Raw genomic sequence first — 26,281 nt, forward strand, 5'->3', positions numbered from 1 at the left:
TTAGACTTTTGTTTTTTCTAATGCATGTATCGAATAAGTGACTATCCCCCATATTTGTATATCTATATATTCATATAAGTTTATTGCTGGATAATTTTCTTTATCTGCTCTTAGATAATAATTATCTTGCTTTTTTATAAGTCTTTTTAAAGTAAATTCTCCATCCAAGAGAGCAACTACAATATGTCCAGGCTTTGGATTTATACTGCGATCTATTATTAATAAATCATTGTTATAAATTCCTGCGTTATTCATTGAACTACCGCTTACACGTAGAAAGAAAGTACTTATTGGATTTTTGATTAAGTATTTATTGAGATCGATCCCGAGTTCTATGTAGTCTTCCGCAGGAGAAGGGAAGCCTGCAGAAATAGTTTCTGTTGCTAATGGAATTAATAGTGTCGATGAGTCCTCCTTTGAGGGATAGTATGAACTCTTTGAATACATAGGCCTAGACCAGTACAGCCAGTATAGTACAGATGAACTACTTTGACTGTACTAATGTTCCTTTTATTCTTTATGGTATGGCCCGCCTTGGGCTATTGTTTTTGCGCGGTAGAGTTGTTCTATTAGTAAAAGACGAGCTACTTCATGCGGAAAAGTTAAAGGTGAAAGGCTTAGTTGCCAAGAGGCAAAATTATTTAGGGAAGGTGCAAGACCTGATGCGCCTCCAATAACAAAACTAATATTTTGATTATGAGAGTTTAGAAGTTTTGTTGCTAGTTGCTTTGATGTGAAAGATTGACCATTTTCATTGAGAATTACGAGAATTTCATTTTTGTTAATGATTTCTCTGATCGTATTTTCTTCTTTTGTTTGGTTGTTGTCTTTAATTTCTATAACTTCTAATCCAGGTAATCTTTTTAAGTAAATATCTATACCTTCTTGAATCCACTTTTTCTTTATTTTTCCAACAGCAATGATTTTGTAGCGTGAAATATTAATCATAAAATAGATATTTCTAATCGATATCATCTTCGAGTAGAAATTGTTGAAATTGAGTATAAAGATTTAGTGAATCTTCGCTGGAAAGATCTTTAGAATTTTTATTAATATCTGGATCTGTATAGGCAGAAATATTCAGATTTTTTGATTCAAGTTTTTTCAGCCTTTCTAGTAAATGAGGCGGTACGTTTCCATCTGGACTTATTTCCATCAACTCTCGAAAGAGTTGTTCAGGGTTGGTTTCAATTTCAACTGGGTGTAACTTTTGGTTTTTTGCTTCTTTTTGACTTTTTAAATCATTTGATTCAGGTTTTGATATCTCTTTAGGAAGTTTTCGTCCAAGTTGTTTTAAGCGTTCAAGGCTATGGCTATCAAAAGTCATTTTGGAAAATGTTTATTGATAGGAGATCTTTTTGTGAGTATATTTTAAATAATTTATTTTTACTTGGGTAAAACATGTGATCTTTTCTAATAAGGTTTTGGGATTGTTCGTATGGGTGATAACTCTTTGAATGATTTTAGGCATATTCCTAGAAAACGTTTTGGGCAGCATTGGTTGAATGATCAAGATGTCTTGGATCAAATAGTTAAGGCTGCTGAATTGAATTCCGAAGATTGCGTATTAGAGGTTGGTCCAGGTAAAGGTGCTTTAACTGAAAAATTAATTGAATCCCAAGCGAAATTCATCCAAGCAATTGAGTTAGATAGAGATTTGGTCTTTGGTTTGAAAAAACGTTTTAGTCATCAAAATAAATTTGGCTTGAGAGAGGGGGATGTTCTATATGTTCCACTAGAAGCTGAAAATGGACTGATTATTAACAAAGTGGTCGCTAATATTCCATACAACATTACGGGCCCTCTATTAAAAAGATTGATTGGTGAATTAAGAAAAGCCCCTGACAACCGTTTTGAAACTTTAGTTTTACTTATGCAAAAAGAAGTTGCACAAAGACTTGTCGCTTTGCCAGGAACTAGTAATTTTAGCGCTTTAAGCGTACGTATTCAGCTCCTAGCAAAATGTCAGAACGTTTGCGACGTGCCCTCTAAATGTTTTCAACCGGCACCAAAGGTAGATTCCAAAGTAGTCATGATTAAGCCCTTTGTATCTAGTGAGCCAGATTTTTATGAGATAGGAAATTTATTAGAGAAACTTTTGAAACATGCATTTAGTGGTAGAAGAAAGAAATTAAGAAACACGATTGGAAGTTTTGTTACTCCCAATGATCAGATAAAGGAATTTTTCGCCTATAGAGGTATTAGTCTTGATCAGAGACCACAGGAAATTTCACCTTCCAATTGGTTCGCCTTGGCAAAAGCTTTAAAAGAAACTTGTGTTATTGAAAATGGTTCCTCCCAAAGCAAATGAAGATGTTCTTATTGCAGAAGCACATGCAAAAATTAATCTACATTTAGAGGTTTTAGGGATTAGGGCCGATGGTTTTCATGAATTGGCAATGGTTATGCAAAGTATTAATTTAAGTGATCAGTTGAGGATGATAAAGAATGAAGATAATAATATTACTCTAAAAACAAATACTAATGAGATTAGTAATGGTGAAGATAATTTAATAATAAAAGCTGCAAGGCTGTTGAGAAATAAAGTTGGAAATACTCAATTAGGCGTTGATATTGAACTAGTAAAAAATATTCCTATTGGAGCAGGATTAGCAGGTGGATCAGCTGATGCGGCTGCAACATTAGTTGGATTAAATAAGCTCTGGAATTTAAATCTTGAGTGTTCTGAATTAGAGAAGTTATCAAAAGAAATTGGATCTGATATACCTTTTTGCGTATCAGGAGGTAGACAGATATGTTTTGGTCGAGGAGAAATTTTAGAAAGATTAAATCTTGATCATTTTGATTTGGGTCTCATTTTAGTTAAAGATCCTTCTATACAAGTTTCTACACCAGTTGCATATAAAAAATATAAACAAGAGTTTGGGAATAGATATCTTGAAAATGATAGGGATTTTGAAATCAAAAGAAATATTGTCAGATCAATAAACTGGTCGGATCAGTCGCTTTTAGATAATCGAAAAGAAGTACAAAATGATTTGCAAAAAGTTGTTTGCCCTATGACACCAGAGGTTGAAAAGTCTTTAAATATATTGTCTCGGTTACCTGATTCCCGTCTTGTTTCAATGAGCGGTTCTGGTCCAAGTTGTTTTGCCTTGTTTGAAAATTATAAGCAAGCAAATAAAGTACTAAAAGAACATGTTAATGAATTTGATAAAGCTGGTCTATCCGCTTGGGCATGTTCAATGAAATCTAATGGAGTTCAATTAAGAAATGAATTCACCTAGTAATGGGTTTAAAAATGAATCTGATGATTTAGCTAATTCATCAGCAAGTTCAATAGCTTCGGCTAGTTCTGAACCAAAGAAAGGTCCCTTAAGCTTTCTCTCAGGTTCTATTACCAGTTTATCTTTTAGCTTTTTAAGCCTCTTTATAAGCAAAAAAATAGTTTTATATTTTTCGATTCATACACCGAATTATTCTTCGCAAATTGCCCAGAGTATTGCTTCTGGTTTTAAAACACTAATCATTGGAATTAGTTTTCTTGCAACTTTTACCTTTGGTTTTATTGGACTTGGTTTGTTTTTAGTATTTATTCGAAGTTTGATTGAAGGCAACAAGGACAAAACTGACTAGCATTTAACTATTAAATTGTCATATTTAGATGTTTCTATGACTCTTCATGATTTAGGACTTCTCGTTTTATTACTCTCTCCTGGAATGTTGCTCTCCATATTGCTGTTATCGACTTTTGCAGCAGGTGGGTAATTAGGCACTGATTGAGATAGTTTGGAATAACAAACCGGTAATCCGGACGATCTGTTAATTCTGTGAAAGGGACTCTTTTATTTAATGCTCTTCGTGAAGCAATTGATGAAGAAATGGACAGAGATCCTATGGTCTGTGTAATGGGCGAGGATGTTGGACAATATGGCGGCTCTTATAAAGTTACGAAAGATCTGTATGAAAAATACGGAGAGTTCAGAGTCTTAGATACACCAATTGCTGAAAATAGTTTTACTGGTATGGCTGTTGGTGCTGCTATGACAGGGTTAAGACCAATTGTGGAAGGGATGAATATGGGATTTTTGTTGCTTGCGTTTAACCAAATATCCAACAATATGGGAATGCTTAGATACACGAGCGGTGGAAATTTTACTATTCCAACAGTTGTTAGAGGTCCTGGTGGAGTTGGAAGGCAATTAGGTGCTGAACACAGTCAAAGACTTGAAGCCTATTTTCATGCAGTTCCTGGTATCAAAATTGTGGCTTGTAGTACTCCCACGAATGCTAAAGGTCTAATGAAGGCTGCTATTAGAGACAATAATCCTGTTCTTTTCTTTGAACATGTTCTTCTTTACAACCTTACTGAAGAGCTTCCTGAGGGTGATTATGTCTGTGCCTTAGATCAAGCCGATCTTGTAAAGCAAGGAAGTGACATTACGATTTTGACTTATTCGAGAATGCGTCACCACTGCTTGAAAGCAGTTGAGCTTCTTGAAGGGAAAGGAATTGATGTTGAATTGATTGATTTAATTAGCCTTAAGCCTTTTGATATGGAAACCATATCTAAATCTATAAGAAAAACTCATAGAGTAATTATTGTTGAAGAGTGTATGAAAACAGGTGGTATTGCCGCTGAGTTGATGTCATTGATTACTGAGAATTGCTTCGATGATTTAGATTCTCCTCCTGTTCGTTTAAGCAGTCAGGATATTCCAACTCCTTATAATGGAAACTTAGAAAACTTAACTATTATTCAACCTCATCAAATAGTAGATGCTGCAGAAAAAATTATTAATAATGGTGGAGTTGATTAATAATGGGTAGAAAGAACTATTGGTTTTTTGTAGTTATCATTTTTGCAGTATTAAGTATTTTTATATGCAGCAATATACCTTTCCAATTAGGATTGGATCTACGTGGAGGTAGTCAACTTACTCTAGAGATTCAACCTACTGAGGAAATCACAAAAATAACCCCTAACGAAATTGAAGGAGTTAAAGCTGTTCTTGATAAGAGGGTCAACGGATTAGGAGTTTCAGATTCACAACTTCAAACTGTAGGAACAAACCAATTGTTATTAGAACTTCCTGGAGAGCAAGATCCCTCCGGTGCAGCGAAGGTATTAGGAGAAACTGCTCTATTGGAATTCAGAATTCAGAAAAATGGGACAGAGGCGCTGTTAAGAGACTTACAAAATCAACGAAATAGCGTTGAATCTATTATCAAATTATTAGAAGAGAATAATAATTCAGCCCAATTAATAAAGGAGATCAATATTAATAAGGAAATTAATCAATTATTCGAAAAATATAATATTCAATCCGATCAGATATTAGATTTAGATCAGTTTAATCTTTTAAGGGATAAAATAAGCACTGACATTGCAGCTCTGTTTGAACCAACATCATTAACTGGACAATATCTTACAAATGCAGGCAGACGACAAGATCAAAATACTAATAATTGGGAAGTTACTTTAAGCTTCAATAATGAAGGAGGTGAATTATTTGCAGACATCACAAAATCTATCGCTGGCACCCCTAGATTGCTTGGAATTATTATTGATGGTATTTCATATAGCGAAGCAAGTGTTGGTAAGCAATTTGAAACTGCCGGCATTACTGGTGGTGCAGCAACAATAAGCGGCAATTTTACTGCTGATGATGCTAGAACTTTAGAAGTTCAATTAAGGGGAGGAGCTTTGCCTCTACCTATTGAGATTATTCAGATAAGAACAATAGGTCCTTCTCTAGGGACTCAAAATATACGTCTTAGTCTTTTTGCTGCCCTCACAGGCTTACTTTTTGTAGGTATTTTTATGATCTTTATCTATAAACTAGCTGGATTTGTGGCTGTCTTGGCATTGTCTTTTTACTCGCTATTCACCCTCTCTATTTATGCACTACTCCCAGTCACTCTTACTCTTCCAGGTATAGCTGGGTTTATCTTAAGCATAGGAATGGCTGTTGACGCTAATGTTCTTATTTTTGAGAGATTAAAGGAAGAATTACGCAATGGAAATACATTGATTCGCTCAATAGACGCAAGTTTTAAAAACGCTTTTTCATCAATAATTGATGGTCATTTAACCACTTTAATAAGCTGTATAGCATTATTTTATTTGGGTACTGGATTTGTAAAAGGTTTTGCAGCTACCTTGGGTATTGGTGTTGTCTTGAGCTTGTTTACGGCCTTAACATGTACAAAAGCAATATTGAAGTTCCTAATGAGTTATCAAGGCCTTAGAAAAATTTCTAACTTTATTAACCCTAATCAGATTTCATCACCATCTACCAACGTTCAATAACAACTAATTCAAATCAATTAAATTATGAAAGCTAATTTTAATGTTCAACTCTATAAAAATAGAAAAAATGTTTGGCTTGTTTCATTTTCTTTATGTTTAATATCAATAATCGGGATGTTAATTTGCCTTAAAACTAATTCTATTAAGGCACCTTTAAATCTTGGTTTAGATTATACCGGTGGAACTCAAATAACCTTAGAGAGGAGTTGTACTGATGAATGTATTACTTTAAATACAAGTGACATATCTAATAAGATAACAGATTTAAAAAATCTAGATAAAAACTTTATTTCAAATACATCTCCTAATTTAACTGGATCACAAATACAATTACTCGATAATTCAAAGTTAATATCGATCAGGCTTCCATTTTTATCTGCAGCTCAATCTGAGTCTGTAGTGGCAGTGATTAATAAATCTTTTGGCCCGTTTAACAATGAAAATACTTCAGTTGAAATTATTGGACCAAGTCTTGGGAAGCAGTTACTTAAAAGTAGTTTAATTTCTCTTCTCTTTGCTTTTCTTGGAATAGCTTTATATATTAACTTTAGATATGATCGAAGATACTCAGTCCTAGCTTTATTTGCTCTTTTGCATGACATACTTATTGTTTGCGGAGTATTTGCATGGCTCGGGTATTTCTATAATGTAGAGGTCGACTCTTTGTTCGCTGTTTCTCTTTTGACAATTGCAGGTTATTCAGTAAACAATACAGTTGTTGTTTTTGATAGGATCAGAGAAAAAAGTTTAGTAGAGAAACAATTAAGTTTTAAGTATCAAATTGACAAAGCTGTTAGTGCAACATTAACGAGGACTCTATATACAAGTCTTACCACACTACTACCTTTAATATGTATATTGATTTGGGGGGGGGCATCATTATATTGGTTCGCATTTGCTTTATTAATAGGTGTTATAGCCGGTTCTTGGTCGAGTATAGCTTTAGCTCCATCATTGTTATCAATAACCAGTAACAAACAGCTTGAATGATTGAATATGTTCTTCATATCTATAGATAAACTATTTGTTTATATAAAATATAATTGGTTACAAATTATTCTGATTTTACTTTCAATTTATGATTTAAGAACAGACCTCAGGATATTAATAGATTTTTTCACTTTCTCTACTTTCTTTTATACTATTTTTGAACACCCTCTTGCCATCACAATATTAATTTCTAGCCCTATTCTTTTTAATAAGAATAAAAAAAGCTCGAATAAAAAATAATTTATTTTTATTCGAGCTATATACATTCAGTTCTAACTTCTAATAAAAATAATTTGACTGTTATCTTACTTTTTTGCCTTCCGAGATGACTTAGGTTCAATCACTAATAATAGCTCTTCCATTTGAGTCATTAATTTTTTAACTTCTGTTGGCTCGGGGAGTGATAACTCTTCTGTTACGCCTAAATGCATTTTTCTTAGTTCTGAGCGTAAAATCTTCAGAGACGCTTTTACTTCTTCCTTCTTTTCCTTTGCGGTTGCCATCTTTCTTATGTCTTAAAATTTCCATTATTATACATGATGTTATTAATTCACAGCCTGATAGATTCCCAAATCAAATTACTAAGGATATAATTTAATTTAAAGTATGGTTCATTAAAATTGAACGTATGAACTTTTAATCATATTCGAAAATGCAATTTCTTCCTTCTAATGTTATTAGCTATATCAATATTAAAGTAGGAGTTATTAACTTTTTCTCAAAGAATAAAAGAATTATTTTACCAATACTTGTTGTTATTTCTTGTATTTTACTTTATTTTTTTATCGACCCCTCTACTCAAAGCCTCGTTGCTCATGATGAGGGGCTTTACGCTAGAAGAGCAAGGTTGATTGAAAACTCTGACAACTGGTTTTCTCCTCCATTCCCATCACCTCACCATAAGACATTAGGAAGTTATTGGTTTATAGCATTAGCCATTAGGTTGTTTGGAACTAGTGAACTAGCTCTAAGAATTCCAAGTATCATTTCTTCATTTCTTTGCTTGATTTGCTGGTACCTAATTGCATTAAAAATTACAGATAAAAAGTCTGCATTGATTTCTTTATTCTCACTTTCATCAATGCCATTATGGATTCAATATTCAAGATATGCGAGTCCAGATATTCCATTTGTTTTATGTATCCTATTGGCAATTCTATTTTTTCTTGAATTTCTAGATTCTTCGCAATACACAAGACGGTGTTTGTATATATTACTTTCTGGTTTTTTTATTTCTAGCTCTTTTTTTCTTAGAAGTTATATGACATTTGTTCCTTTGATAGGACTCTCACCTTTTATTTTTTATAATTTAAATAAAAAGGAAAATTTTTTAAAAATACTTTATGCTACTGGAATTTTAATTGGCTCTATCCCTACTTACCTTAATCTATTTTTTTCATTTCAAAAGTTCGGAATCAATGGAATTACATCTCTCTTTGATTTTGTAAAGAAACAAGCCATAGGAGACTTTGACTTAAGCAATTTTTTACTTGTACCTTTTAATTTTCTTTATTTAACTTTTCCAGTAGGAATTTTATTTGTTCTTCTTCTTGTTTTTACAAGACCAAGCAAAAAATTAAAATATCCATTATTAATCTATTTTTACCCTCTTATCTCTTTATTGATTTTATTGTCCATGTCGACTACATATCCACATTATTACCTTTTTCTACTACCGTCTTTATCAATTTTGTTTGCCATCTTCCTCACATCAAATGCATTAAGATACTCATTTTCTAAAACTAGCATTAAATATCTATCATCCTTGGTAATTATATTAATAACTTCTATTATAATAATCTTTATTGTTAATTACAATGATTTTATAATAGATCAGTCTAATGGAAATAAGATGTTAATATATTTAGTATCTTTATTTTTAATACTATCTTATATTAGATCAATTCAACTTCTTTTTAATATAGGTGATTTACGACAAAACTTAATTAATTTCTTTTATAGTATAATTACACCGCAATATGTTTCTCTCTTGTTGCTGTTTAACTTTGGTATACTTGGTAGTCCAAACTTAAGTACAAAATTATTTTTAAGAGATAAGCTTGTATCTTCGATTATCAGCTCAAACACTATTTATTTATTTGAAGTTGAAAGCAAAATCCAGACTTTGTTATCATTTTATTTGCCTTCCTCCCAAGTCCTTCAAAAGTTTGATGATATTACTAATTATAAATATTTAATTACTTCAGATATCAATAGTTTAAATTCTTTAAATATTAAACCTTTGTTCAAATCTATTAAAAAATTTGACAATCAGTTCTTATTGATAAATGTTAGTAAATAATATTCTATTATCTATAAAATTAAAAAAAAATGAATAAGCTACTTAAAAATGCTTACAAGAACATTTGGGTGCCAGTATTTGGTAGGTTGATTTCGGGTTTAATACCTTTACTTGAAGGAAAGACTCCTGAAAATAAGCCAACATATGATATTGATGGTGAAAAGAAATTTAAAAACTAATTATTCTGGTAAGGAACCACCATGACAATATCCAACTGCTATAGAATTTATATCCATTTCATTTTGAGATTTATTTACTCTGCTTGATTTTAGATATTTTGTGGTTTTATCTATGCATGAAGCACTTGATGATGTGTATCTTACTATTGGGTATATATACAATACCCCTGCAATTAATAAGGCAGAATAAGCTATATATTTCTTATTTAGATCGATAAAATTCAATGTTTGTTTTTTCTTCTTGAGATATTTTGAAAGCCATGAATCAGGTAACCCGATTTGAACAAACAAAAGTTCGACCCACCATGGCAGTTTAGTTTGATTTTTATCTGAATTACTTTTCATAGTGATAGTAAGATTAGATAGGCCTTTACTAACAATGTTTTGGGCAAATATCACATCTATATTATACCAACTAAAATATATACCATTTTTATAAAAATGGAACACTCTTCTATGGGTTTTATGAGTATTTACTCTTATTTATCTTGTTTTAACATTCCATGACTTCTCTCATTGATTTTTCGAATATAAATAGTGTATTATTTTTTTTAAGATGAATTGTATTCATGGCAAAAAAAAGACGTAAACTTAGTCCTGAATTAGAGAAAAACATTTCATTAGCCAAGAAACAAATTGAATTGATTACAGCAATAATTCATGATATAGATGAGGATGATATTCAAGAAGAATATAAATCTGCTTTTTTACCTGTAATGAGTGCCTATATGTCTCTTGATCAAATGTATAAGGACGTAGGTTTTAATGATGAAACTACTAACCTTCATCAACTCTATTTGACTAATTTGGATAAATTTAAAAACGAATATGAGCTCTAGTTTATAACTTTTGACTGATTTTCTTTTTTAATTATATTTGTCGATAATTAGATAAAAATTTAGGTAGTTATATTTTTCCTGTAAATCTAATTTATTATGTTTCATATACAATTTTTTTTGAAATTTAGTTTAGTTTTTATAAATCTAATTTTTTTATTAATAAATAGAGCTTCTTTTGTTTATGCAATTAAATTAAGAAAAATTATACCTTCCATGGCAGATAACCTTTACGAAATTGATTCAGCTATGAATATGATCAAAGAAGAAATAATACGAGAACTTTCTGAATCTGTCTCTAAGCAAAATAAAAACTCCTATTTTCACCCATCTTCATCTAAAAACCTTTCTTTTTCCGAGAAGGCTTCGGATTAGTTTCTTCTATTATTTCTTTTACTTTACTCTCGTCTAAGCTTGTTACAAGAAATACCTCTTGTACGAGCGTACCCTTTCTTGCTAGGAGCTTATACCCTTCACTTGTTTTAACAGTAACTTTTAGCAGTAGCTTTTCACCTCTTCCGTTTGTTTTTGACAGCGAAGCAGGGGTAACTGTCTTAATCTCATTTCTTTCTGATATCTTTTTCAACCATTTGATTAAGCCTTTTATGTGCGTGCTGTGGTTTTGAACAAGTCTTCCCATGGATTTAATGATTTTCGTATAATTTCTTGATTGTTTATGGTTTTTTTATAGGTATACAATTCAAACCTATTTAATAAGTTATAATTGAATAAAATTACAAATGTAATGATCTTCACATTGGGTTGGGCCTCATTGGCTGCTATTTTCACTTTTTCTATAGCAATGGTTGTTTGGGGTAGAAATGGTGATGGTTCTATTGATATTTAGATATTGTGATGCCTATAGACTTTAATTTCTATAGCTTTCTATCTTTTTTATCTATTTTCCTACTTTCATTTATTACAATCAGTGTTATATACATTAGTTATATTGATTGGAAGGATAAAAGAAGAAAATAATTAATAGAATTATTATTTTGATTTTAAGTTTAATGCGATAATTTCTAATGCTTGTTTCATCTTTTTAATATTTGATTTATACATACTTATATCTTTATCAACTCTTGAGCATTGGTAACCAAGTGCATTAGAAATATTTGTTATTTCTTTGTCTATATCTTCTTCTTTTAAGTCCTTAAGTGAAGGTATCTCATTAACCAACTTGTATATACCAATTGCATTTATTCGACTATAGTAGTTTATTTCTTTTGTTTGATTTTCTTTTGTTGATACAAACTTTATCAGATCTTCTTTTGTGAATTCTTTCGATTTATTTATTAATTGTTCAGAAGAATTTTTGATTTCTACAGGGTTAAAGCCATTGCAGTTGCAAATCGCGTCGAAAAGTTTCTCTATGTGTTCGCTAGGCTTATATCCATTAGTGAACTTACTGAATATTTCTCTTAATCCAGTTGCAAAAATGGCATCATTTTTGAAGTTTTTTTGATGACTTAGTAAATGAAGTTCAACAAGCAGTTCGTCTGCGAGTTTTCTATAAATTGAGGGAATGACATAAGGAAATTCCTTATGGAAATCAGATTTGCTGTCTGAAATTGTTGCTCTAACGCTCAATGCCAAACCTAGATAATTCTTAAGAACCTTAGCTTACCCCGTGACTTAGCTAGGATCATGAAAACCGACCATCACATCGTTCGATGATTCCAATAGTTATTGAAGAATCTGGAAGAGGAGAAAGAGCCTTTGATATTTATTCAAGGCTTCTTAGGGAGAGAATAGTTTTTTTGGGTGAACCAGTAACTAGTGATTCTGCAAACCGAATTGTCGCTCAACTGCTTTTCTTAGAAGCGGATGATCCCGACAAAGATATTTTTCTCTATATCAACTCACCAGGAGGATCTGTTTATGACGGCCTTGGTATCTTTGACACCATGCAACATGTTAAGCCTGACGTACATACAGTTTGCGTTGGTCTGGCTGCCAGTATGGGGGCTTTTTTGCTATGCGCTGGCGCAAAAGGAAAGAGAAGCAGTTTGCTTCATTCAAGAATAATGATTCACCAACCACTTGGAGGAGCGAGAGGGCAGGCTAGTGACATTAGAATTCAAGCAGATGAAATATTATTTATTAAGGACAAGTTGAATAAGGAATTATCAGATAGAACTGGACAACCCCTTGAGAGAATTAGGGAAGATACAGACAGAGATTTTTATATGTCTCCATCTGAAGCTGTCGAATATGGCATTATTGATAACGTTTTTAATAAAAGGCCTATTAATTCAGTTTAGGCCTTACTTTTCTGGGTCTGGCAATACTGGAATAAACCTGTCTTTTTCAGGGATATCAGTATAATTTGATAAGATTTTGCAAAACTCGTCTCCATCCATAGTTTCTTTCTCGATTAAAATCTCAACTAATTTATCCATAGCCGATCTATTTTCTGCTACCAATTCAAGTGTTTCGTCATAGCATTTTTTAACTATTGACCTAACTTGTTCATCAATTTGCTTTGAGATTTCGTCTGATATGTCAGATGTATTCATTAAGCTTCTTCCAACAAATACTTCTTGACTATCACCCTCTAATGAAACGGGTCCAAGGCTACTCATGCCAAATCTAGTAACCATTTGTCTGGCCATTGATGCGACCATTTGAACGTCACCTCCAGCACCAGTTGTAACTTCTTCTCTTCCGAAAATGATATCTTCTGCAGCACGTCCACCTAGCGCTCCCATTATTCTTGCTTTTAATTGCGCTCTACTAATTAATGTTTGATCATCATCAGGAGAGAACCATGTTAACCCTTGTGCCTGTCCTCTAGGAATAACGGTGACTTTTTGAACAGGATCATGATCTTTGACTAGTGAACCAATTAAAGCGTGACCAACCTCGTGATATGCAATCAGTCTTTTGCTTCTTCCATCAACAAGAGGGGTTCCTTCCATTCCAGCGATAATTCTATCAACGGCGTCATCAATCTCTGAGAGACCTATCTGATTTTTCCTTCTCCTTGCTGTAAGAATCGCAGCTTCATTTAGTAAATTCGCTAGATCGGCTCCAGTAAAACCAGGAGTTCTTCTTGCGATGCTTTCTAAAGTTAAGTCTTTTTCTAATTTTTTATTTCTAGAGTGAACTTTGAGTATTGATAATCTTCCTGATATATCAGGGGCGTCAACAGTCACCTGTCTATCAAATCTTCCTGGTCTCATCAATGCTGAGTCAAGAACATCAGGTCTATTTGTTGCTGCAATGATAATGATTCCACTATTTCCTTCAAACCCATCCATTTCGGTTAGTAGTTGATTAAGAGTTTGTTCTCTTTCATCGTTGCCACCTCCAATTCCAGCCCCTCTCTGTCTTCCGACTGCATCAATTTCATCAATAAAAATTAAGCAAGGGCTGTTTTCTTTAGCTCTTTTGAATAAATCCCTAACTCTACTAGCTCCCACACCAACAAACATTTCTACAAATTCTGATCCTGAAAGTGAGAAAAAAGGAACACCAGCCTCACCAGCGATTGCTTTGGCTAATAGTGTTTTTCCAGTTCCTGGAGGCCCAACTAGAAGAACCCCTCTTGGAATTTGAGCGCCAACAGAGGTAAATCTCTCAGGCTGCTTTAAAAATGTAACTACTTCCTCTAAATCTTGCTTCGCTTCATTTACCCCTGCTACATCATCGAATTTGACACCTGTCTCGGCTTCCATAGCAAATCTTGCCTTTGTTTTACCAAATTGCATTGCTTGTCCTGGCCCACCTGGCATTGAATTTGATCTCCTAGATAGTAAAATCAGACCTCCAATTAAAATTAGTGGGAATAAGAGATTACCAAGTATTCCAACACCAGCAGGAGCTGTTTTAGGAGGATGAATATCAAAACTAATTCCCTCTTCTTTTAAAGAAGAGACTAATTCAGGAGCTAATCCAGGAAGATCAACTCTTAATCTTTGAACTCTGTTATCTATTTCAGGATCGACTGATTCGACGATCGCATTTCTACCACCTTCGTAAATGTCAACTGATGTGACTCTTCCAGCCTTAACATAATCGAGAAACCTTCCATAACTAATTTTTCCAACTGGTGCAGTTCTTGATGCAGAAGTTGAAGTGGTTTGATTGACTTGATTATTTGTTGCTGAACCTAGAATTTGCCATGTAATAAGAACTACTATTGTTATGGGAAGAACCCAAAGTGCTATTACTTTCCATTTCTTATCCATAAAGCTCAAAACTTTTTGGAAGATTCTAGTAGTTTAATGCCCCTTTCTGTTGGATGATTCAAACAGTTTCTAGTAAATTTTCAAAAAATATTTTTTGGCTGTTGAAATTTAGAAAAAATTATTTTTTAGTAAAAGTTTAGTTCTCATAAACTTCTTAATGCCGTAATTGGATCTAGTTTTGCAGCTCTTTTGGCTGGAAGAACGCCAAATGTTAAACCTATTGTGCCAGAAATGATAACTGTTATGAATACAGTTCCAAATCCAATTGTTGCTGGTAAAGGTGTTAATAAACCTACTATCTTTACAGTAGTAAGTCCTAAGCCTGTTCCAGCTATTCCACCTAAACTGGAAAGAATCAATGATTCTATTAAGAATTGGGTTGAAATATCTAATCTTCTTGCTCCTAGAGCTTTTCTAAGCCCTATCTCTTCAGTTCTTTCGCTTACAGATACCAGCATAATATTCATAATACCTATTCCCCCAACTAGTAATGATATCCCTCCTATCGCAGCAAGCATTAATGTTAAACCACCTGTAATTGTCGATACTATTTGCAAAGCATCTTTTTGAGATCTAACAGCAAAGTCATCATCTCTAATGATTTTGTGTCTTTGTCTCAATAAGTTTGTTATTTGAAATTTTGCAGCCTTTGTTGAGTTTTCATTTATGGCTTCAACACTGATGAAACTGAGACTAATTCCATAAGTTGGATCCTTACCAGTAATTCTGCTGACCATTGTTGATAGAGGAATATATGCATTCTCATCTTGATTGCTTCCAAATACAGCACCTTTAGGTTTCATGACTCCAACAATTTCAAAAGACTGATCTTTTATTCTTATTTTTTCTCCTAAGCCTTCTCTTTCATTAAATAGCTTCTCTTCAAGGTCTGGTCCAATAACTACTACATTCTTGGCCCCTTTTGTATCTTGATCATTAATAAAACGACCTTTAGCAATTTCAAAGCTTCGAACAATTAAAAAATCACTTGTTATCCCTGAAATAGAACTACTTGTACTTTTGGAGCCACTTTGTATGACTTCATTTGTTGAGATTTGAGGAGCTACTCTTTTAACAGTTGGAACTTGTTGCTCTATCGCTTTTGCATCTTTGAGAACAAGATTTTTAGGGAAAGCCACACCTCTTCTTCTGGTGTCATTATTGCCTGGTACGACAAATAAAACATTTGCTCCCAAGTTGCTTAGCTGATTCTCTGCAAGATTTTGAGCGCCTCTGCCCACCCCAACAAGCGTTATTACCGAGGCATTACCAATAACTATTCCTAGCATTGTTAATAGGGATCTAAACTTATTAGATTTAAGATTTTTTATTGCCATTCCCGATGTTTCAGTTAGCGGGAGTTTCCTTTTCATATTTTTTAGATAAATAAATTTTCAGCTTCTTGATCTGAACTAACTATTCCGACTTTTACTAGGTCAGTTGACCCACTCACTCCAGATAATGTCCCTGCTGTCTCTACTACAAGATCACCTTGTTTTAAAAGATTCATTTTTTTTGCCATAGCCATGGCATCATCAAATGTTTTTGATGTGCTTGTTTGATTTTCTATCAAAAGTGGTGTGACTCCCCAGACAAGTTGAAGTGTGCTCGCTACACTTCTTTCATTCGTTACCGCTAACACTGGAGTAGCAGGTCTAAATTTACTTACATTTTTTGCTGTGGCGCCGCTTTTTGTTAGGGGAATAATTGCGGCTGCGTTGATTTGTCTGGCAATACTGCTTACGGCTGCACTTATTGCATTTGGAATAGTGCTTGGAAGATGACTTTCTAATGCTTTTTGTGGATAATCTCTTTCGATTCTTTTTGCAATAGTGGCCATGGTTGCTACAGCCTCAATTGGATAATCGCCAACAGCAGTCTCATTGGAAAGCATCACAGCATCTGTACCATCAAGTATCGCGTTTGCAACATCACTCACCTCGGCTCTTGTAGGCCTTGGGCTTGAAGCCATTGAATCAAGCATTTGTGTGGCAGTTATGATTGGAATCCCAAGGCTATTGGCCTTTTTGATAAGTTGTTTTTGTAGCAATGGAACTTCTTCTGCAGGCATCTCAACACCAAGGTCACCTCTGGCAACCATCACTCCATCACAAAGTTTTAAAACAGCATCTATTTGATCAATTGCTTCAAATTTTTCAATCTTTGCTACTACAGGTGTATCAAAACCATGATTTCTAATTAAATCTTTTATTTCAATTAGATCTGATGGATTTCTTACAAAACTGAGTGCTACCCAATCAACACCTTGCTTAAGACCAAATGCTAAATCTTTTTTATCTTTTTCTGTCAAGGCCCTAATTGATAATTGAACATCTGGAAAATTAACTCCTTTGTTATTAGAGAGCACTCCGCCAACAGTTACTTTGCAAATTAATTTTTGTTCTTTTAGTTCAACTTTTTCAACTTTCATTTCTACTCTTCCGTCATCCAAGAGAATCCTATTTCCTATATTTACTTCTTGAGCTAATTTGTCATAAGTGACATTTGCCTGATCTTTAGTACATTCAATATTTTTTGATGTGAGAATAAACTTATCTCCATTTTTGATATTAACAGGACCGTTCTTAAACCTTCCAAGTCTAATCTTAGGTCCCTGAAGATCTTGGAGTATTCCAATGTGAATGCCTAGATCATTTGAAACTTGTCTAATTGTTTTTATCCTTTCAGCATGTTCATCATGGTCACCATGACTAAAATTTAGACGAAATGTAGTAGCACCTGCCTCTACCAATTTTGTTATTTGACTCGCACTTTCAGTCGCTGGGCCTATGGTGGCAACGATTTTGGTCCTTCGGGCTAGGTCGAGTATCGTCATTTATTTGGCTTGTGATAACAAAAAACTAACATCTAGTTGTGTTTTATTTGTCAACTTTGCTTTTTCAAGTAAATAAAAATGGAATTAAATGATTATCAAAGAGAATCTCGCAAGACAGCTCTTTATCCTGAAGTCGGTAGCAATGCTATTTATCCAACATTAGGTCTGGTTGGTGAGGCCGGTGAGGTCGCTGATAAAGTTAAAAAAATTATAAGAGATAAAAAAGGTGTATTTGATAAAGATAGTAAGGATGCAATTAAATTTGAACTTGGTGATGTTCTTTGGTACATATCACAACTCTCTAGCGAATTGGGATATGAATTGGAAGAGGTTGCTCATGCAAACTTGCAGAAGCTGAGCAGTCGAAAATCTCGAGGGAAAATTCAAGGCAGCGGCGATAATCGTTGAATTTTAAATTATCCATACATTTGAAATCCTCCCATTGCAAGTGCTGCTGCATTTCCAAGTATTCCTTGAACAACTCTAATTACTACAAAGGCTAAAATAGGAGATAAATCTAAGCCTCCTAATGGAGGAATTATTCCTCTGAAAAAATTCAAATAAGGATCGGTTATAGCGCATAAATTTAGGAGTATGGGATTACTCATATCAAGATTCGGGAACCAGGTCAGTAGAACCCTAATGATCAATATTGTTGAATAAATTCCAAGTGTTTTTAAAAGTACAAGCAGAATTGTTGGAATAATTTCGTAACCCATTGGCAATTAATTTTTTATATTATATTACGCCGCATTTTTGTCTTCTGCTTGATCTGGTTCAGGTAATACGGAAAATGTTTGATGAAATTTTTCTGAAAGAGTTAGCCAGAAAGAACGACCATCTTTTTGTCGTCTTCTTTCCACGAAATTTTTATCTACAAGTTCTTTAATGTGATCGTATGCTCCAGATCCTCTAAGATCAACTAATTCTGATTGAAGTATCTTCTTCTTCAGCGCAACAGTAGCCAATGTTCTTAGGGTCGCAATCGATAAATCTGCTGGGAGAAGATCCTGAACCAACTCACCGAGTCCTTGTTTTAATTCCAAGCTGTAATGATTTTTGTTTTCAATTATTTCTAAAGAAGTGTCGCGCTGAGCATATCCAGCCTTAAGTTCCCAGAGTGCTTTTTCAATTTCAGCTATATCTTTTTCGAGTAATTCAGCCATCTCTTTTGATGATGTTGGTCTTCCTTTTAGATAAAGGATTGCTTCAATCTTCGCGGGTAAAGAAATTTGTATGTTCTCACTCATAACTTTGAAATTAAAAATTATTTTTTTTGATATCCAAAATTAACGCGTCTAATTGAAGTGTGCACCTAAAAATAATTTATATGCAGGATTATCTGTCTCTTTCCAACTTTTATAACCTATTTTTTCAACAAATTCATTCCAAGCTGGAATGTCGGAATCATTGACAAGCACTCCTATTACTATTCTTCCAGTATCAGCTCCATGGTTTCGATAATGGAAAATGCTTATTGTCCATTCTGGTCTCATTGAATTGACAAATCTCATTAAGGCTCCAGGTCTTTCCGGAAATTCAAATCTGTATAGTAATTCTCTATATTCTCCATTTGATAGTTGATTTATTGATCTTGGTAGCCTGCCCCCGACCATGTGCCTGAGATGAACCTTAGACAATTCATCATTACTTAAATCACAACAATCAAAACCCTTTCTTTTTATTTCACTTATTAATAGTTCCCTGTCATTTATGTTCGACACTTCAACACCCATAAATATTTGTGCTGTTTTACCTTCTGACATTCTGTAACTAAATTCAGTTAAACTTCTCGATCCAAGTGTTTGACATAAAAGTTTTAAACTTCCTGCTTTTTCAGGAATCCCGACTGCAATCATTGCTTCCTTTTCTTCTCCTAATTCAGCTCTTTCTGCTACAAATCTTAGTCTTTCAAAGTTCATATTCGCACCACAAGCAATGGCAACTAGATTGCTATTCTTTAACTTATTGTTAATAACATGTTTTTTTAAACCAGCGACAGATAATGCACCTGCTGGTTCTAGAATTGATCGGGTATCCTCAAAAACATCTTTTATAGCTGCGCATATTTCGTCAGTATTTACTGTAATCATTTCATCAACATTCTTTTTGCAAATTGAGAATGTCTTTTCTCCTACCTTCCTTACAGCAACACCGTCTGCAAAAAGGCCAACACTTTCAAGTTCAACGGTTTTGTTTTCTTTTATTGAAAGTGTCATTGCGCAAGCATCTTCAGGTTCAACACCAATAATCTTTGTGTCTGGCCAAATTGCTTTTACGTATGCACTTACTCCTGCTATGAGTCCTCCTCCTCCTACTGCAATGTATATTGCGTCAGGTGGTGTATGACTTTGTCTAAGTATTTCAAGACCTATTGTTCCCTGTCCAGCTATAACCTCAGGATCATCAAAAGGATGAATAAAAGTTAGATTTTCTTTTTTGGATATTTCTAAAGCTTTTTCGTAACATTCATCATATGTTTCACCAAAAAGAATAACTTCTGCTTTAAGTGATTCAACTGCTTTTACCTTCATTATGGGAGTTGTTAAAGGCATTACAATCACGGACCTGCAATTAAGGAATGATGCACTTAAAGCAACTCCTTGCGCATGGTTCCCAGCGCTTGATGCAATTACCCCCTTAGAAAGCTCTTTTTTAGACAACTGAGACATGCGATTAAATGCACCTCTTAATTTGAATGAAAAGACTGGTTGAAGGTCTTCTCTCTTTAACCAGATGTCATTTTTAAATTTTTTGCTTAAGTTTTTTGCTCTTTCTAGGGGTGTTTCTTCAGCAACGTCATAAACACGAGCTCTTAGTATTTTCTGTAGATAGTCCTCCATATCTAGTTTTTCACCGATTTTTGGTTTATGTATTTTCTACATTCCATTTGTTCTTGTGCAAGTTTTATCAAAATGTAGGGTAGACCTCGTAGATTGGAGAGATTCAATCTCAGAGTTGTATGCGTCTGAGCCAGTTAAGTCATCCGAATGAGCTTCATGGCTTAGCCATTAGTGAATTGGAAGATGTTGCTTGCCAAATTAGAGAAAGGCATCTTCAAGTTGTTTCTACTAGTGGTGGGCACTTAGGTCCAGGTCTTGGTGTTGTTGAGTTAACAATTGCTCTTTATCAGACTTTAGATTTAGATGTCGATAAAGTTATTTGGGATGTTGGACATCAAGCTTATCCTCACAAGTTACTCACAGGAAGATATGATCGATTTGATTCGCTTAGGCAGCAAAAAGGAGTAGCTGGTTACTTAAAAAGAACAGAAAGTAAGTTTGATCATTTCGGAGCGGGGCATGCGAGCACATCTATTTCAGCTGCTCTTGGTATGGCGATCGCTAGAGATCGAAAAGGGGAAGATTATAAGTGTGTAGCTGTAATTGGTGATGGTGCCTTGACTGGTGGAATGGCTTTAGAGGCAATAAATCATGCTGGACATCTACCCAATACCCCACTTTTGGTTGTTTTAAATGACAATGACATGTCAATCTCTCCTCCAGTTGGTGCATTGTCCACTTATTTAAATCGTATGCGGCATAGCCCACCTGTCCAATTCATTTCGGACAGTGTTCAAGAAAGTGTTAAAAATCTCCCTTTTATGGGAGATGCTATTCAAGAAGAATTTAAATCTCTTACTGGTAGTGTTCGACGATTAGCAGTTCCTAAGGTTGGAGCTGTTTTTGAAGAATTGGGTTTTACTTATATGGGGCCTGTGGATGGACATGATATTGCTGAATTAACTAGGACATTTAATGCAGCGCATAAAGTTGGCGGACCAGTAATGGTTCATGTGGCTACGACTAAGGGGAAAGGTTATCCCTATGCTGAGGCTGACCAGGTTGGTTACCATGCTCAGTCCTCCTTTGATTTAACGACAGGTAAATCTATCCCTTCTAAAACTCCTAAACCTCCTAGTTTTAGCAAGGTTTTTGGTCAAACTTTAGTAAAGCTTTGCGAGCAAGACAGCAAGATTGTAGGTATTACAGCAGCGATGGCTGAAGGTACTGCTTTAAATCTCTTGCAGAAAGCTATTCCAGATCAATATGTAGATGTTGGAATAGCTGAACAACATGCTGTAACTCTTGCTGGAGGAATGGCTTGCGAGGGTTTGAAGCCAGTGGTAGCTATTTACAGTACTTTTTTACAACGTGCATATGATCAGTTGATACACGATATCGGAATACAGAATTTACCTGTAACTTTTGTATTAGATAGAGCTGGAATAGTTGGTGCTGATGGGCCTACTCATCAAGGACAATATGACATTAGTTATTTAAGATGTGTACCTAATTTCACCGTTATGGCTCCAAAAGATGAGTCAGAATTACAGAGAATGTTAGTTACATGTATTAATCACAATGGTCCATCAGCTTTAAGAATACCTCGAGGTTCTGGAGAAGGGGCCGCATTAATGGAGGAAGGATGGGAGACCTTAGAAATTGGTAAGGCTGAAATAATAGAAGAGGGAGATAATTTATTGATTATTGGTTATGGTTCTATGGTTTGCCCAGCAATAAAAACAGCAGAAATACTTAAAGATTTTGGTGTAAATAGCACTGTTATTAACGCTCGATTTATAAGACCATTAGATGAGGAAACTATTCACAAGGCTGCTAAAAAGATTGGTAAAGTAGTAACAATGGAAGAAGGCACATTGTTGGGTGGTTTTGGTTCAGCAGTGGTTGAATCATTTAATGACAATGATATTTTTGTTCCCACATTAAGAATTGGAATACCAGATAAATTAGTTGATCATGCAACTCCACAGCAAAGTAAAGAATCCCTTGGTTTAACACCCGATATGATGGCTGATCAAATTAGAAATAAATTTAATTTTAATTAATTACATAATAATAAAAATAAAAAAAAGGATTATTATTTAATAACCCTTTTTTTTTATTTAATTTAAAAACTTAATATTTTTATAGAACGCCTCTAGCTGCTAGACCCAAAATTGAACCTATTCCTAAAACATGACCTAAGCAATTTGCAGCAACAAAAGAGCCATGACTTAGTCCACCATAAAACTGAGAATTAGGCATAGGAAAACCTTCGTTTGGCTTTTCAATATTTGATCTCGCTATTGCATATGCAAGTAAATTGCAAATGATCATCACAACGGCACATTTTGGAGACCACTGAAATGTCACAGGATCAGCAGCAGCTAGTAATGTTGTGAACATCTTTTATACCTATTGAATGTTTTCATTATCGACCATAAACAATGCTTTTGCGTCAAATGTTACTCACCTCTTAAGAGTTTTTTACTTCCGTTTTAGTTTTTATTGACTGCAGCATCAAAACAAAACCGTAAACAACAAATGCATCGCTAACCGTTAAAAACGATTCTGCTAGTCCGTGCAGTACATCTACATTTGTTAATTCATCTCCAAAATAAATTTGTGCGATTATTGCAAAAACTATCGTCATGAATACAAATAAGAGAGTTAACTTAAAACCTAAGAATGATATTTTTGGTATCGCTTTTGATTTGCCAGCGTAACGCAGGAATACGAGATAAGGAATTAGAGAAAGGATGAAGAATGGACTAGGATCAATTCGTGCAATTGATTCAAGACTAAGAATTGAAATATTCATTGGTTTGGTTGTGATGACTCAGATTTAAATAAGTTCCATGCAGCAAAAGCCAGACATATATTTCCTATTGTTGTAAGAGCTGCCTGTAATACAACTAATCCTTTTAATTCAATACTATTGTCAAACACATGCCAGGTGATTGCGGCCATAGCGCTAGCTAAATTTGGCAACATTGCTAAAGCGAAATAACCTAATGCTTTGTTATTCGATATTGATGAAATATAGTCAATTATTATTATTGCAATCCCCCACTCAAATAGAGTTGCAATGTGGATAAACCATGTACCTAAGGAAAGTTCATGCATATATTTTCTTTTGTTTAATAAGCTCTTCTAAAACTTCTTGAGAATGACCAATGGGTTTTACCCCTATCCATTTATATACAACTATACCCTTTGGATTGATCATAAATGTATTTCTTTTTGAATAGGGATCCAACCATGAATCATATGATTTACTTATTTCTCCTGTTGTATCTGAAAGTAAGGTGTACCCAAGTTTTTTGGATGTACAAAATGATTCATGTTCTTCTTCATTGTCAGCAGAGATTCCAACTATGGAGGAATTAAGTTTTTTAAACTTAGAAAGATTATCTTGAAAATTTTTAGCTTGTAATGTACAACCGCTAGAGAAATCCTTAGGATAAAAATATAAAATTAACCATTCACCAGAAAAATCATCTAGAGACCATTCCTTTTTATTGGGATTGTTTTTGTTATAACCATTTAAAAAGAATTGAGGGGCTCTTTGACCAATCCTAACTGAATTTATACTTGCAAATAACCTTGAAGGTTTAATAAATAAAATACAGGAAAATAAAATAAATGAATTTATAAATTGTCTTCTTTTCATTTGATTAACAAATCAAATTTAAAGTTTGTTTAAATCTACCCCTAATGATTTGGCATAGTTTCCCAATCCCTTCTTCTGAATAGTTTTTAGTGCTCTTGTGGTTACTCTTATATTTATCCATTTGTTTTCTTCTTCCCACCATAATCTACGCTGCTGCAAATTTGCTTGCTGCAATTTCTTGGTTCTAATATGTGAATGGCTTACTGACATTCCGTTATTAGCTCTAGTACCTGTAAGTTGGCAAACCCTAGACATTTTTCAAGCTTTAGCGTGTTTGTATTCTATCAAATGAGGTTGAGTTTAAACGAATTTTTGCATTAATTTTCCTAAAACCTCAGCATTCCTAGTTTGAAAAGCTGCGATATCTTTATTCTCGAGACCTCCAATTGACAGTTTTGCCATCTCATAAACATGGATAGCGATTTCATTCGCTAACTGACCTTCTTCAGCATTGTTAGATCCTTCAATAATTATTGGGTTGGAATTTAATTTTAGTAATCCTTGAATAAGAGGATGGTTTGAATTGACGATTAAATTGTGATATTCAGGTAAACCAGGTAGTTTCTGTTCCATTAATGCTGTTATGTCATTAATTCTTCTCATTTGCTCTGGTAATAATATTAATGAAGGGGGTGAATTCTCACCTTTAAGGCTTTGAACTTGTACCGTCACTTTTTCATTGTTTAGAGCTGAAGTAATAATCTTTTTCAGGGTTTCTGACTTTGTATTTCCATCTTTATCTGCAATTTCAGGCGAATCATCTTTAAGACTTTCATCAAGTTCTGAATCGACTCTGACAAAATTTATGTCTTTGTTTTTTTCTTCTAGCCAAGGAATAAATTGTGTATCAATTACAGTATCAAGTTTTAAAACTTCTTTCCCTTGTGAAGTCCACATATTGAGTGCAGTCGATTGAGAGACTTCATCCGTTGAATATAATACCTTTTTGTTCTCATCAGTAAGCCTATTTTTATAACCATCAAGGGTGGTAAAAGTCTTAGGACCAGATTTTATTAATTCTTCGGCGCCTTTATTATCTTCTGAAATGTTTTTAGTTGTGGAATATAATATTATCTCTTTTACTTGCTCGGAAAATTTCTCATCTTCCATAGCACCTATTTTTATAAAAGGAGATATGGAGTCCCAAATATCAGCATAAAATTGGCTTTCATCTTTCTTTAATGTTTTGAGTTTATCGGCTAGTTTCTTTGCTATAAAGTTGCCAATAGATTTAACTCTTCTGTCTGATTGTAATGCGCTTCTGCTTACATTTAAGGGTATGTCGGGTGAATCAATTACACCCCTCAAAGGTAATAGGTATCTAGGAACAATTTCTTTAATTGAGTCACTTACAAATACCTGATTACAGAAAAGTTTGATTTCACCACTCTCCCAATCGGCTCTTCCACTTATCTTTGGAAAATATAATATACCTTGCAAATTATATGGATAGTCTGTGTTTAGATGAACCCATAAAAGAGGATCGCCTTGAAAAGGGTAGAGGTACTTATATAGTTCAATATAATCTTCATCTTTTAAATTTTGTTTGTTTTCTCTCCATGGTGGATTCATTTTGTTTATAACTTCTTCTTCAAGAGAGATTTCAATCGGCATGAAATCACAATATTTTTTTATTAATGTTTTAATCCTGCTTGGTTCAATGTATTCAATTTCTTCTTCCATTAAATGTAAAATTACATCTGTACCTATTTCTTCTCTATCTGATTCATTAAGTGAATATTGAGGTGAACCATTACATTTCCATTGAATAGCTTGCGAATCATTTTTTGCTGATTTAGTGATTATTTCAACTTCTTCTGCAACCATAAAACTTGAATAAAAACCGAGTCCGAAATGACCTATGAATCCATCATCAGGTTGTTTATATTTTTCAAGAAATTCTTCTGCACTTGAAAAAGCTACTTGATTAATATATTTCTTGATTTCATTGCTAGTCATTCCAATTCCATTGTCACTAATTGTCAATGTTTTATTTTCTCTGTCAATTGAGATTTTTATTTTTTCATCTTCAGATGCAGCACAATCTCCTGCAAAGGCGGCCATTTTTCTCTTCTTGATTGCATCTACGGAGTTACTTATAAGCTCCCTAATGAATATTTCATGATCTGAGTAGACTGCTTTCTTTATTATTGGAAATATATTTTCTGTGTGAATTAGAATAGTTCCTTCTTCTTTAACAGGCATGACTTAACTA

At 33.9% G+C, this 26,281-nt stretch carries 31 protein-coding genes and 1 pseudogene; 13 read left to right on the top strand and 19 right to left on the bottom strand.

What is annotated here, in order from left to right; translation table 11 throughout:
- From AC6EIW_RS01420 to AC6EIW_RS01430, 3 genes are all read right to left on the bottom strand, one after another.
- Window positions 1-447 carry a LexA family protein gene (locus AC6EIW_RS01420; RefSeq protein ID WP_498520854.1) on the bottom strand — a complete coding sequence of 149 codons (447 nt, stop codon included), beginning with the start codon at window positions 445-447 and terminating at the stop codon, window positions 1-3.
- 63 nt (window positions 448-510) lie between these two features.
- Entirely contained in the window at window positions 511-948 is a 438-nt protein-coding gene (locus AC6EIW_RS01425; RefSeq protein ID WP_498520855.1) for a 23S rRNA (pseudouridine(1915)-N(3))-methyltransferase RlmH, read from the bottom strand.
- A gap of 13 nt (window positions 949-961) precedes the next feature.
- Window positions 962-1,327 carry a hypothetical protein gene (locus tag AC6EIW_RS01430; RefSeq protein WP_498520856.1) on the bottom strand — a complete coding sequence of 122 codons (366 nt, stop codon included), beginning with the start codon at window positions 1,325-1,327 and terminating at the stop codon, window positions 962-964.
- Between the two features lie 111 nt (window positions 1,328-1,438).
- On the opposite strand from AC6EIW_RS01430, the gene rsmA reads away from it, so the two are divergent.
- The 6 genes from rsmA (at window position 1,439) to secF (ending at window position 7,264) form a co-directional block, all read left to right on the top strand.
- Window positions 1,439-2,311 carry a 16S rRNA (adenine(1518)-N(6)/adenine(1519)-N(6))-dimethyltransferase RsmA gene (gene rsmA / locus AC6EIW_RS01435; protein WP_498520857.1) on the top strand — a complete coding sequence of 291 codons (873 nt, stop codon included), beginning with the start codon at window positions 1,439-1,441 and terminating at the stop codon, window positions 2,309-2,311.
- Window positions 2,289-3,248 carry a 4-(cytidine 5'-diphospho)-2-C-methyl-D-erythritol kinase gene (ispE, locus tag AC6EIW_RS01440; protein ID WP_498520858.1) on the top strand — a complete coding sequence of 320 codons (960 nt, stop codon included), beginning with the start codon at window positions 2,289-2,291 and terminating at the stop codon, window positions 3,246-3,248. Before rsmA ends, ispE begins: the two co-directional genes overlap by 23 nt.
- Window positions 3,235-3,597 (top strand): DUF3082 domain-containing protein, encoded by a 363-nt coding sequence (locus tag AC6EIW_RS01445; protein ID WP_498520859.1) that lies wholly within the window; start codon window positions 3,235-3,237, stop codon window positions 3,595-3,597. Before ispE ends, AC6EIW_RS01445 begins: the two co-directional genes overlap by 14 nt.
- Window positions 3,598-3,842: 245 nt before the next feature.
- On the top strand, window positions 3,843-4,781 hold the full coding sequence (locus AC6EIW_RS01450) for a pyruvate dehydrogenase complex E1 component subunit beta (protein ID WP_498521596.1): 939 nt from the start codon (window positions 3,843-3,845) through the stop codon (window positions 4,779-4,781).
- A 2-nt stretch (window positions 4,782-4,783) separates the two neighbouring features.
- Entirely contained in the window at window positions 4,784-6,274 is a 1,491-nt protein-coding gene (gene secD / locus AC6EIW_RS01455; RefSeq protein ID WP_498520860.1) for a protein translocase subunit SecD, read from the top strand.
- A gap of 24 nt (window positions 6,275-6,298) precedes the next feature.
- The gene (gene secF, locus AC6EIW_RS01460) at window positions 6,299-7,264 is read left to right on the top strand and encodes a protein translocase subunit SecF (RefSeq protein ID WP_498520861.1); all 966 of its coding nucleotides are present in this window, start codon (window positions 6,299-6,301) and stop codon (window positions 7,262-7,264) included.
- A gap of 305 nt (window positions 7,265-7,569) precedes the next feature.
- Here the strand turns inward: secF and AC6EIW_RS01465 are convergent, their stop codons facing one another.
- Window positions 7,570-7,767: a DUF8635 family protein gene (locus AC6EIW_RS01465; RefSeq protein ID WP_498462664.1), complete on the bottom strand. Its 198-nt coding sequence runs from the start codon at window positions 7,765-7,767 to the stop codon at window positions 7,570-7,572.
- 149 nt (window positions 7,768-7,916) lie between these two features.
- Here AC6EIW_RS01465 and AC6EIW_RS01470 point away from each other — a divergent pair, with 149 nt between their 5' ends.
- Window positions 7,917-9,566, top strand: coding sequence for a glycosyltransferase family 39 protein (locus AC6EIW_RS01470; protein WP_498520862.1), 1,650 nt, complete (start codon window positions 7,917-7,919; stop codon window positions 9,564-9,566).
- A 29-nt stretch (window positions 9,567-9,595) separates the two neighbouring features.
- Window positions 9,596-9,745, top strand: coding sequence for a hypothetical protein (locus tag AC6EIW_RS01475; RefSeq protein ID WP_498520863.1), 150 nt, complete (start codon window positions 9,596-9,598; stop codon window positions 9,743-9,745).
- Here AC6EIW_RS01475 and AC6EIW_RS01480 read toward each other — a convergent pair whose 3' ends face one another.
- Window positions 9,746-10,090, bottom strand: a complete 345-nt coding sequence (locus AC6EIW_RS01480; RefSeq protein ID WP_498462667.1) for a hypothetical protein — start codon at window positions 10,088-10,090, stop codon at window positions 9,746-9,748. It lies immediately after the preceding gene.
- Between the two features lie 224 nt (window positions 10,091-10,314).
- Here AC6EIW_RS01480 and AC6EIW_RS01485 point away from each other — a divergent pair, with 224 nt between their 5' ends.
- Entirely contained in the window at window positions 10,315-10,584 is a 270-nt protein-coding gene (locus AC6EIW_RS01485; RefSeq protein WP_498520864.1) for a hypothetical protein, read from the top strand.
- A gap of 334 nt (window positions 10,585-10,918) precedes the next feature.
- Here AC6EIW_RS01485 and AC6EIW_RS01490 read toward each other — a convergent pair whose 3' ends face one another.
- Window positions 10,919-11,221 (bottom strand): DUF2103 domain-containing protein, encoded by a 303-nt coding sequence (locus AC6EIW_RS01490; protein ID WP_498520865.1) that lies wholly within the window; start codon window positions 11,219-11,221, stop codon window positions 10,919-10,921.
- Between the two features lie 105 nt (window positions 11,222-11,326).
- Here AC6EIW_RS01490 and petN point away from each other — a divergent pair, with 105 nt between their 5' ends.
- Entirely contained in the window at window positions 11,327-11,428 is a 102-nt protein-coding gene (gene petN, locus AC6EIW_RS01495) for a cytochrome b6-f complex subunit PetN (protein WP_071841048.1), read from the top strand.
- 143 nt (window positions 11,429-11,571) lie between these two features.
- Here the strand turns inward: petN and psb29 are convergent, their stop codons facing one another.
- Window positions 11,572-12,171, bottom strand: coding sequence for a photosystem II biogenesis protein Psp29 (gene psb29, locus AC6EIW_RS01500; protein ID WP_498521597.1), 600 nt, complete (start codon window positions 12,169-12,171; stop codon window positions 11,572-11,574).
- A gap of 83 nt (window positions 12,172-12,254) precedes the next feature.
- Here psb29 and clpP point away from each other — a divergent pair, with 83 nt between their 5' ends.
- The gene (gene clpP / locus AC6EIW_RS01505) at window positions 12,255-12,845 is read left to right on the top strand and encodes an ATP-dependent Clp endopeptidase proteolytic subunit ClpP (RefSeq protein WP_498520866.1); all 591 of its coding nucleotides are present in this window, start codon (window positions 12,255-12,257) and stop codon (window positions 12,843-12,845) included.
- A gap of 3 nt (window positions 12,846-12,848) precedes the next feature.
- Here the strand turns inward: clpP and ftsH are convergent, their stop codons facing one another.
- From ftsH to pyk, 3 genes and pseudogenes are all read right to left on the bottom strand, one after another.
- Window positions 12,849-14,774, bottom strand: a complete 1,926-nt coding sequence (gene ftsH / locus AC6EIW_RS01510) for an ATP-dependent zinc metalloprotease FtsH (protein ID WP_498520867.1) — start codon at window positions 14,772-14,774, stop codon at window positions 12,849-12,851.
- A gap of 143 nt (window positions 14,775-14,917) precedes the next feature.
- Complete coding sequence (locus AC6EIW_RS01515; protein WP_498520868.1) at window positions 14,918-16,147, bottom strand: ABC transporter permease; 1,230 nt, start codon at window positions 16,145-16,147, stop codon at window positions 14,918-14,920.
- 38 nt (window positions 16,148-16,185) lie between these two features.
- Window positions 16,186-17,610, bottom strand: a pseudogene (gene pyk, locus AC6EIW_RS01520) (pyruvate kinase); the annotation flags it as partial.
- Between the two features lie 78 nt (window positions 17,611-17,688).
- Here pyk and AC6EIW_RS01525 point away from each other — a divergent pair.
- Window positions 17,689-18,018, top strand: coding sequence for a nucleoside triphosphate pyrophosphohydrolase family protein (locus AC6EIW_RS01525; RefSeq protein WP_498520869.1), 330 nt, complete (start codon window positions 17,689-17,691; stop codon window positions 18,016-18,018).
- 8 nt (window positions 18,019-18,026) lie between these two features.
- Here the strand turns inward: AC6EIW_RS01525 and AC6EIW_RS01530 are convergent, their stop codons facing one another.
- From AC6EIW_RS01530 to ilvA, 3 genes are read right to left on the bottom strand one after another with little or no spacing between them, the layout of a single operon-like run.
- A complete protein-coding gene (locus tag AC6EIW_RS01530) occupies window positions 18,027-18,329 on the bottom strand; it encodes a YggT family protein (protein ID WP_158466549.1) in 303 nt (100 codons plus the stop codon).
- Between the two features lie 24 nt (window positions 18,330-18,353).
- A complete protein-coding gene (scpB, locus tag AC6EIW_RS01535) occupies window positions 18,354-18,860 on the bottom strand; it encodes an SMC-Scp complex subunit ScpB (RefSeq protein ID WP_498520870.1) in 507 nt (168 codons plus the stop codon).
- Window positions 18,861-18,908: 48 nt separating this feature from the next.
- Complete coding sequence (gene ilvA / locus AC6EIW_RS01540; RefSeq protein ID WP_498520871.1) at window positions 18,909-20,453, bottom strand: threonine ammonia-lyase, biosynthetic; 1,545 nt, start codon at window positions 20,451-20,453, stop codon at window positions 18,909-18,911.
- Between the two features lie 119 nt (window positions 20,454-20,572).
- Between ilvA and dxs the strand changes: the two genes are divergently transcribed.
- Entirely contained in the window at window positions 20,573-22,459 is a 1,887-nt protein-coding gene (gene dxs / locus AC6EIW_RS01545) for a 1-deoxy-D-xylulose-5-phosphate synthase (protein WP_498520872.1), read from the top strand.
- Window positions 22,460-22,538: 79 nt separating this feature from the next.
- On the opposite strand, the gene psaK is transcribed toward dxs, so the two are convergent.
- From psaK to htpG, 6 genes are all read right to left on the bottom strand, one after another.
- On the bottom strand, window positions 22,539-22,799 hold the full coding sequence (psaK, locus tag AC6EIW_RS01550) for a photosystem I reaction center subunit PsaK (RefSeq protein ID WP_498520873.1): 261 nt from the start codon (window positions 22,797-22,799) through the stop codon (window positions 22,539-22,541).
- A gap of 70 nt (window positions 22,800-22,869) precedes the next feature.
- Window positions 22,870-23,214 carry a DUF3593 domain-containing protein gene (locus AC6EIW_RS01555; protein WP_498520874.1) on the bottom strand — a complete coding sequence of 115 codons (345 nt, stop codon included), beginning with the start codon at window positions 23,212-23,214 and terminating at the stop codon, window positions 22,870-22,872.
- Window positions 23,211-23,519 (bottom strand): DUF2499 domain-containing protein, encoded by a 309-nt coding sequence (locus AC6EIW_RS01560; RefSeq protein WP_498520875.1) that lies wholly within the window; start codon window positions 23,517-23,519, stop codon window positions 23,211-23,213. The genes AC6EIW_RS01555 and AC6EIW_RS01560 overlap by 4 nt, the downstream gene beginning before the upstream one ends.
- Entirely contained in the window at window positions 23,512-24,066 is a 555-nt protein-coding gene (locus AC6EIW_RS01565; protein WP_498520876.1) for a peroxiredoxin, read from the bottom strand. Before AC6EIW_RS01565 ends, AC6EIW_RS01560 begins: the two co-directional genes overlap by 8 nt.
- 18 nt (window positions 24,067-24,084) lie before the next feature.
- Window positions 24,085-24,321, bottom strand: a complete 237-nt coding sequence (rpmB, locus tag AC6EIW_RS01570) for a 50S ribosomal protein L28 (protein ID WP_498520877.1) — start codon at window positions 24,319-24,321, stop codon at window positions 24,085-24,087.
- Window positions 24,322-24,366: 45 nt separating this feature from the next.
- A complete protein-coding gene (gene htpG, locus AC6EIW_RS01575) occupies window positions 24,367-26,271 on the bottom strand; it encodes a molecular chaperone HtpG (RefSeq protein WP_498520878.1) in 1,905 nt (634 codons plus the stop codon).
- Between the last annotated feature and the right edge of the window lie 10 nt (window positions 26,272-26,281).

It is taken from the genome of Prochlorococcus sp. MIT2308 (genome assembly GCF_059772345.1).

Excerpts from the sequence above, each read along its gene's own strand:
- AC6EIW_RS01420 (WP_498520854.1), bottom strand. The coding sequence starts at position 447 with ATGTATTCAAAGAGTTCATACTATCCCTCAAAGGAGGACTCATCGACA.
- AC6EIW_RS01425 (WP_498520855.1), bottom strand. The coding sequence starts at position 948 with ATGATTAATATTTCACGCTACAAAATCATTGCTGTTGGAAAAATAAAG.
- AC6EIW_RS01430 (WP_498520856.1), bottom strand. The coding sequence starts at position 1,327 with ATGACTTTTGATAGCCATAGCCTTGAACGCTTAAAACAACTTGGACGA.
- rsmA (WP_498520857.1), top strand. The coding sequence starts at position 1,439 with ATGGGTGATAACTCTTTGAATGATTTTAGGCATATTCCTAGAAAACGT.
- ispE (WP_498520858.1), top strand. The coding sequence starts at position 2,289 with ATGGTTCCTCCCAAAGCAAATGAAGATGTTCTTATTGCAGAAGCACAT.
- AC6EIW_RS01445 (WP_498520859.1), top strand. The coding sequence starts at position 3,235 with ATGAATTCACCTAGTAATGGGTTTAAAAATGAATCTGATGATTTAGCT.
- AC6EIW_RS01450 (WP_498521596.1), top strand. The coding sequence starts at position 3,843 with ATGGACAGAGATCCTATGGTCTGTGTAATGGGCGAGGATGTTGGACAA.
- secD (WP_498520860.1), top strand. The coding sequence starts at position 4,784 with ATGGGTAGAAAGAACTATTGGTTTTTTGTAGTTATCATTTTTGCAGTA.
- secF (WP_498520861.1), top strand. The coding sequence starts at position 6,299 with ATGAAAGCTAATTTTAATGTTCAACTCTATAAAAATAGAAAAAATGTT.
- AC6EIW_RS01465 (WP_498462664.1), bottom strand. The coding sequence starts at position 7,767 with ATGGCAACCGCAAAGGAAAAGAAGGAAGAAGTAAAAGCGTCTCTGAAG.
- AC6EIW_RS01470 (WP_498520862.1), top strand. The coding sequence starts at position 7,917 with ATGCAATTTCTTCCTTCTAATGTTATTAGCTATATCAATATTAAAGTA.
- AC6EIW_RS01475 (WP_498520863.1), top strand. The coding sequence starts at position 9,596 with ATGAATAAGCTACTTAAAAATGCTTACAAGAACATTTGGGTGCCAGTA.
- AC6EIW_RS01480 (WP_498462667.1), bottom strand. The coding sequence starts at position 10,090 with ATGAAAAGTAATTCAGATAAAAATCAAACTAAACTGCCATGGTGGGTC.
- AC6EIW_RS01485 (WP_498520864.1), top strand. The coding sequence starts at position 10,315 with ATGGCAAAAAAAAGACGTAAACTTAGTCCTGAATTAGAGAAAAACATT.
- AC6EIW_RS01490 (WP_498520865.1), bottom strand. The coding sequence starts at position 11,221 with ATGGGAAGACTTGTTCAAAACCACAGCACGCACATAAAAGGCTTAATC.
- petN (WP_071841048.1), top strand. The coding sequence starts at position 11,327 with ATGATCTTCACATTGGGTTGGGCCTCATTGGCTGCTATTTTCACTTTT.
- clpP (WP_498520866.1), top strand. The coding sequence starts at position 12,255 with ATGATTCCAATAGTTATTGAAGAATCTGGAAGAGGAGAAAGAGCCTTT.
- ftsH (WP_498520867.1), bottom strand. The coding sequence starts at position 14,774 with ATGGATAAGAAATGGAAAGTAATAGCACTTTGGGTTCTTCCCATAACA.
- AC6EIW_RS01515 (WP_498520868.1), bottom strand. The coding sequence starts at position 16,147 with ATGAAAAGGAAACTCCCGCTAACTGAAACATCGGGAATGGCAATAAAA.
- AC6EIW_RS01525 (WP_498520869.1), top strand. The coding sequence starts at position 17,689 with ATGGAATTAAATGATTATCAAAGAGAATCTCGCAAGACAGCTCTTTAT.
- AC6EIW_RS01530 (WP_158466549.1), bottom strand. The coding sequence starts at position 18,329 with ATGGGTTACGAAATTATTCCAACAATTCTGCTTGTACTTTTAAAAACA.
- scpB (WP_498520870.1), bottom strand. The coding sequence starts at position 18,860 with ATGAGTGAGAACATACAAATTTCTTTACCCGCGAAGATTGAAGCAATC.
- ilvA (WP_498520871.1), bottom strand. The coding sequence starts at position 20,453 with ATGGAGGACTATCTACAGAAAATACTAAGAGCTCGTGTTTATGACGTT.
- dxs (WP_498520872.1), top strand. The coding sequence starts at position 20,573 with ATGCGTCTGAGCCAGTTAAGTCATCCGAATGAGCTTCATGGCTTAGCC.
- psaK (WP_498520873.1), bottom strand. The coding sequence starts at position 22,799 with ATGTTCACAACATTACTAGCTGCTGCTGATCCTGTGACATTTCAGTGG.
- AC6EIW_RS01555 (WP_498520874.1), bottom strand. The coding sequence starts at position 23,214 with ATGAATATTTCAATTCTTAGTCTTGAATCAATTGCACGAATTGATCCT.
- AC6EIW_RS01560 (WP_498520875.1), bottom strand. The coding sequence starts at position 23,519 with ATGCATGAACTTTCCTTAGGTACATGGTTTATCCACATTGCAACTCTA.
- AC6EIW_RS01565 (WP_498520876.1), bottom strand. The coding sequence starts at position 24,066 with ATGAAAAGAAGACAATTTATAAATTCATTTATTTTATTTTCCTGTATT.
- rpmB (WP_498520877.1), bottom strand. The coding sequence starts at position 24,321 with ATGTCTAGGGTTTGCCAACTTACAGGTACTAGAGCTAATAACGGAATG.
- htpG (WP_498520878.1), bottom strand. The coding sequence starts at position 26,271 with ATGCCTGTTAAAGAAGAAGGAACTATTCTAATTCACACAGAAAATATA.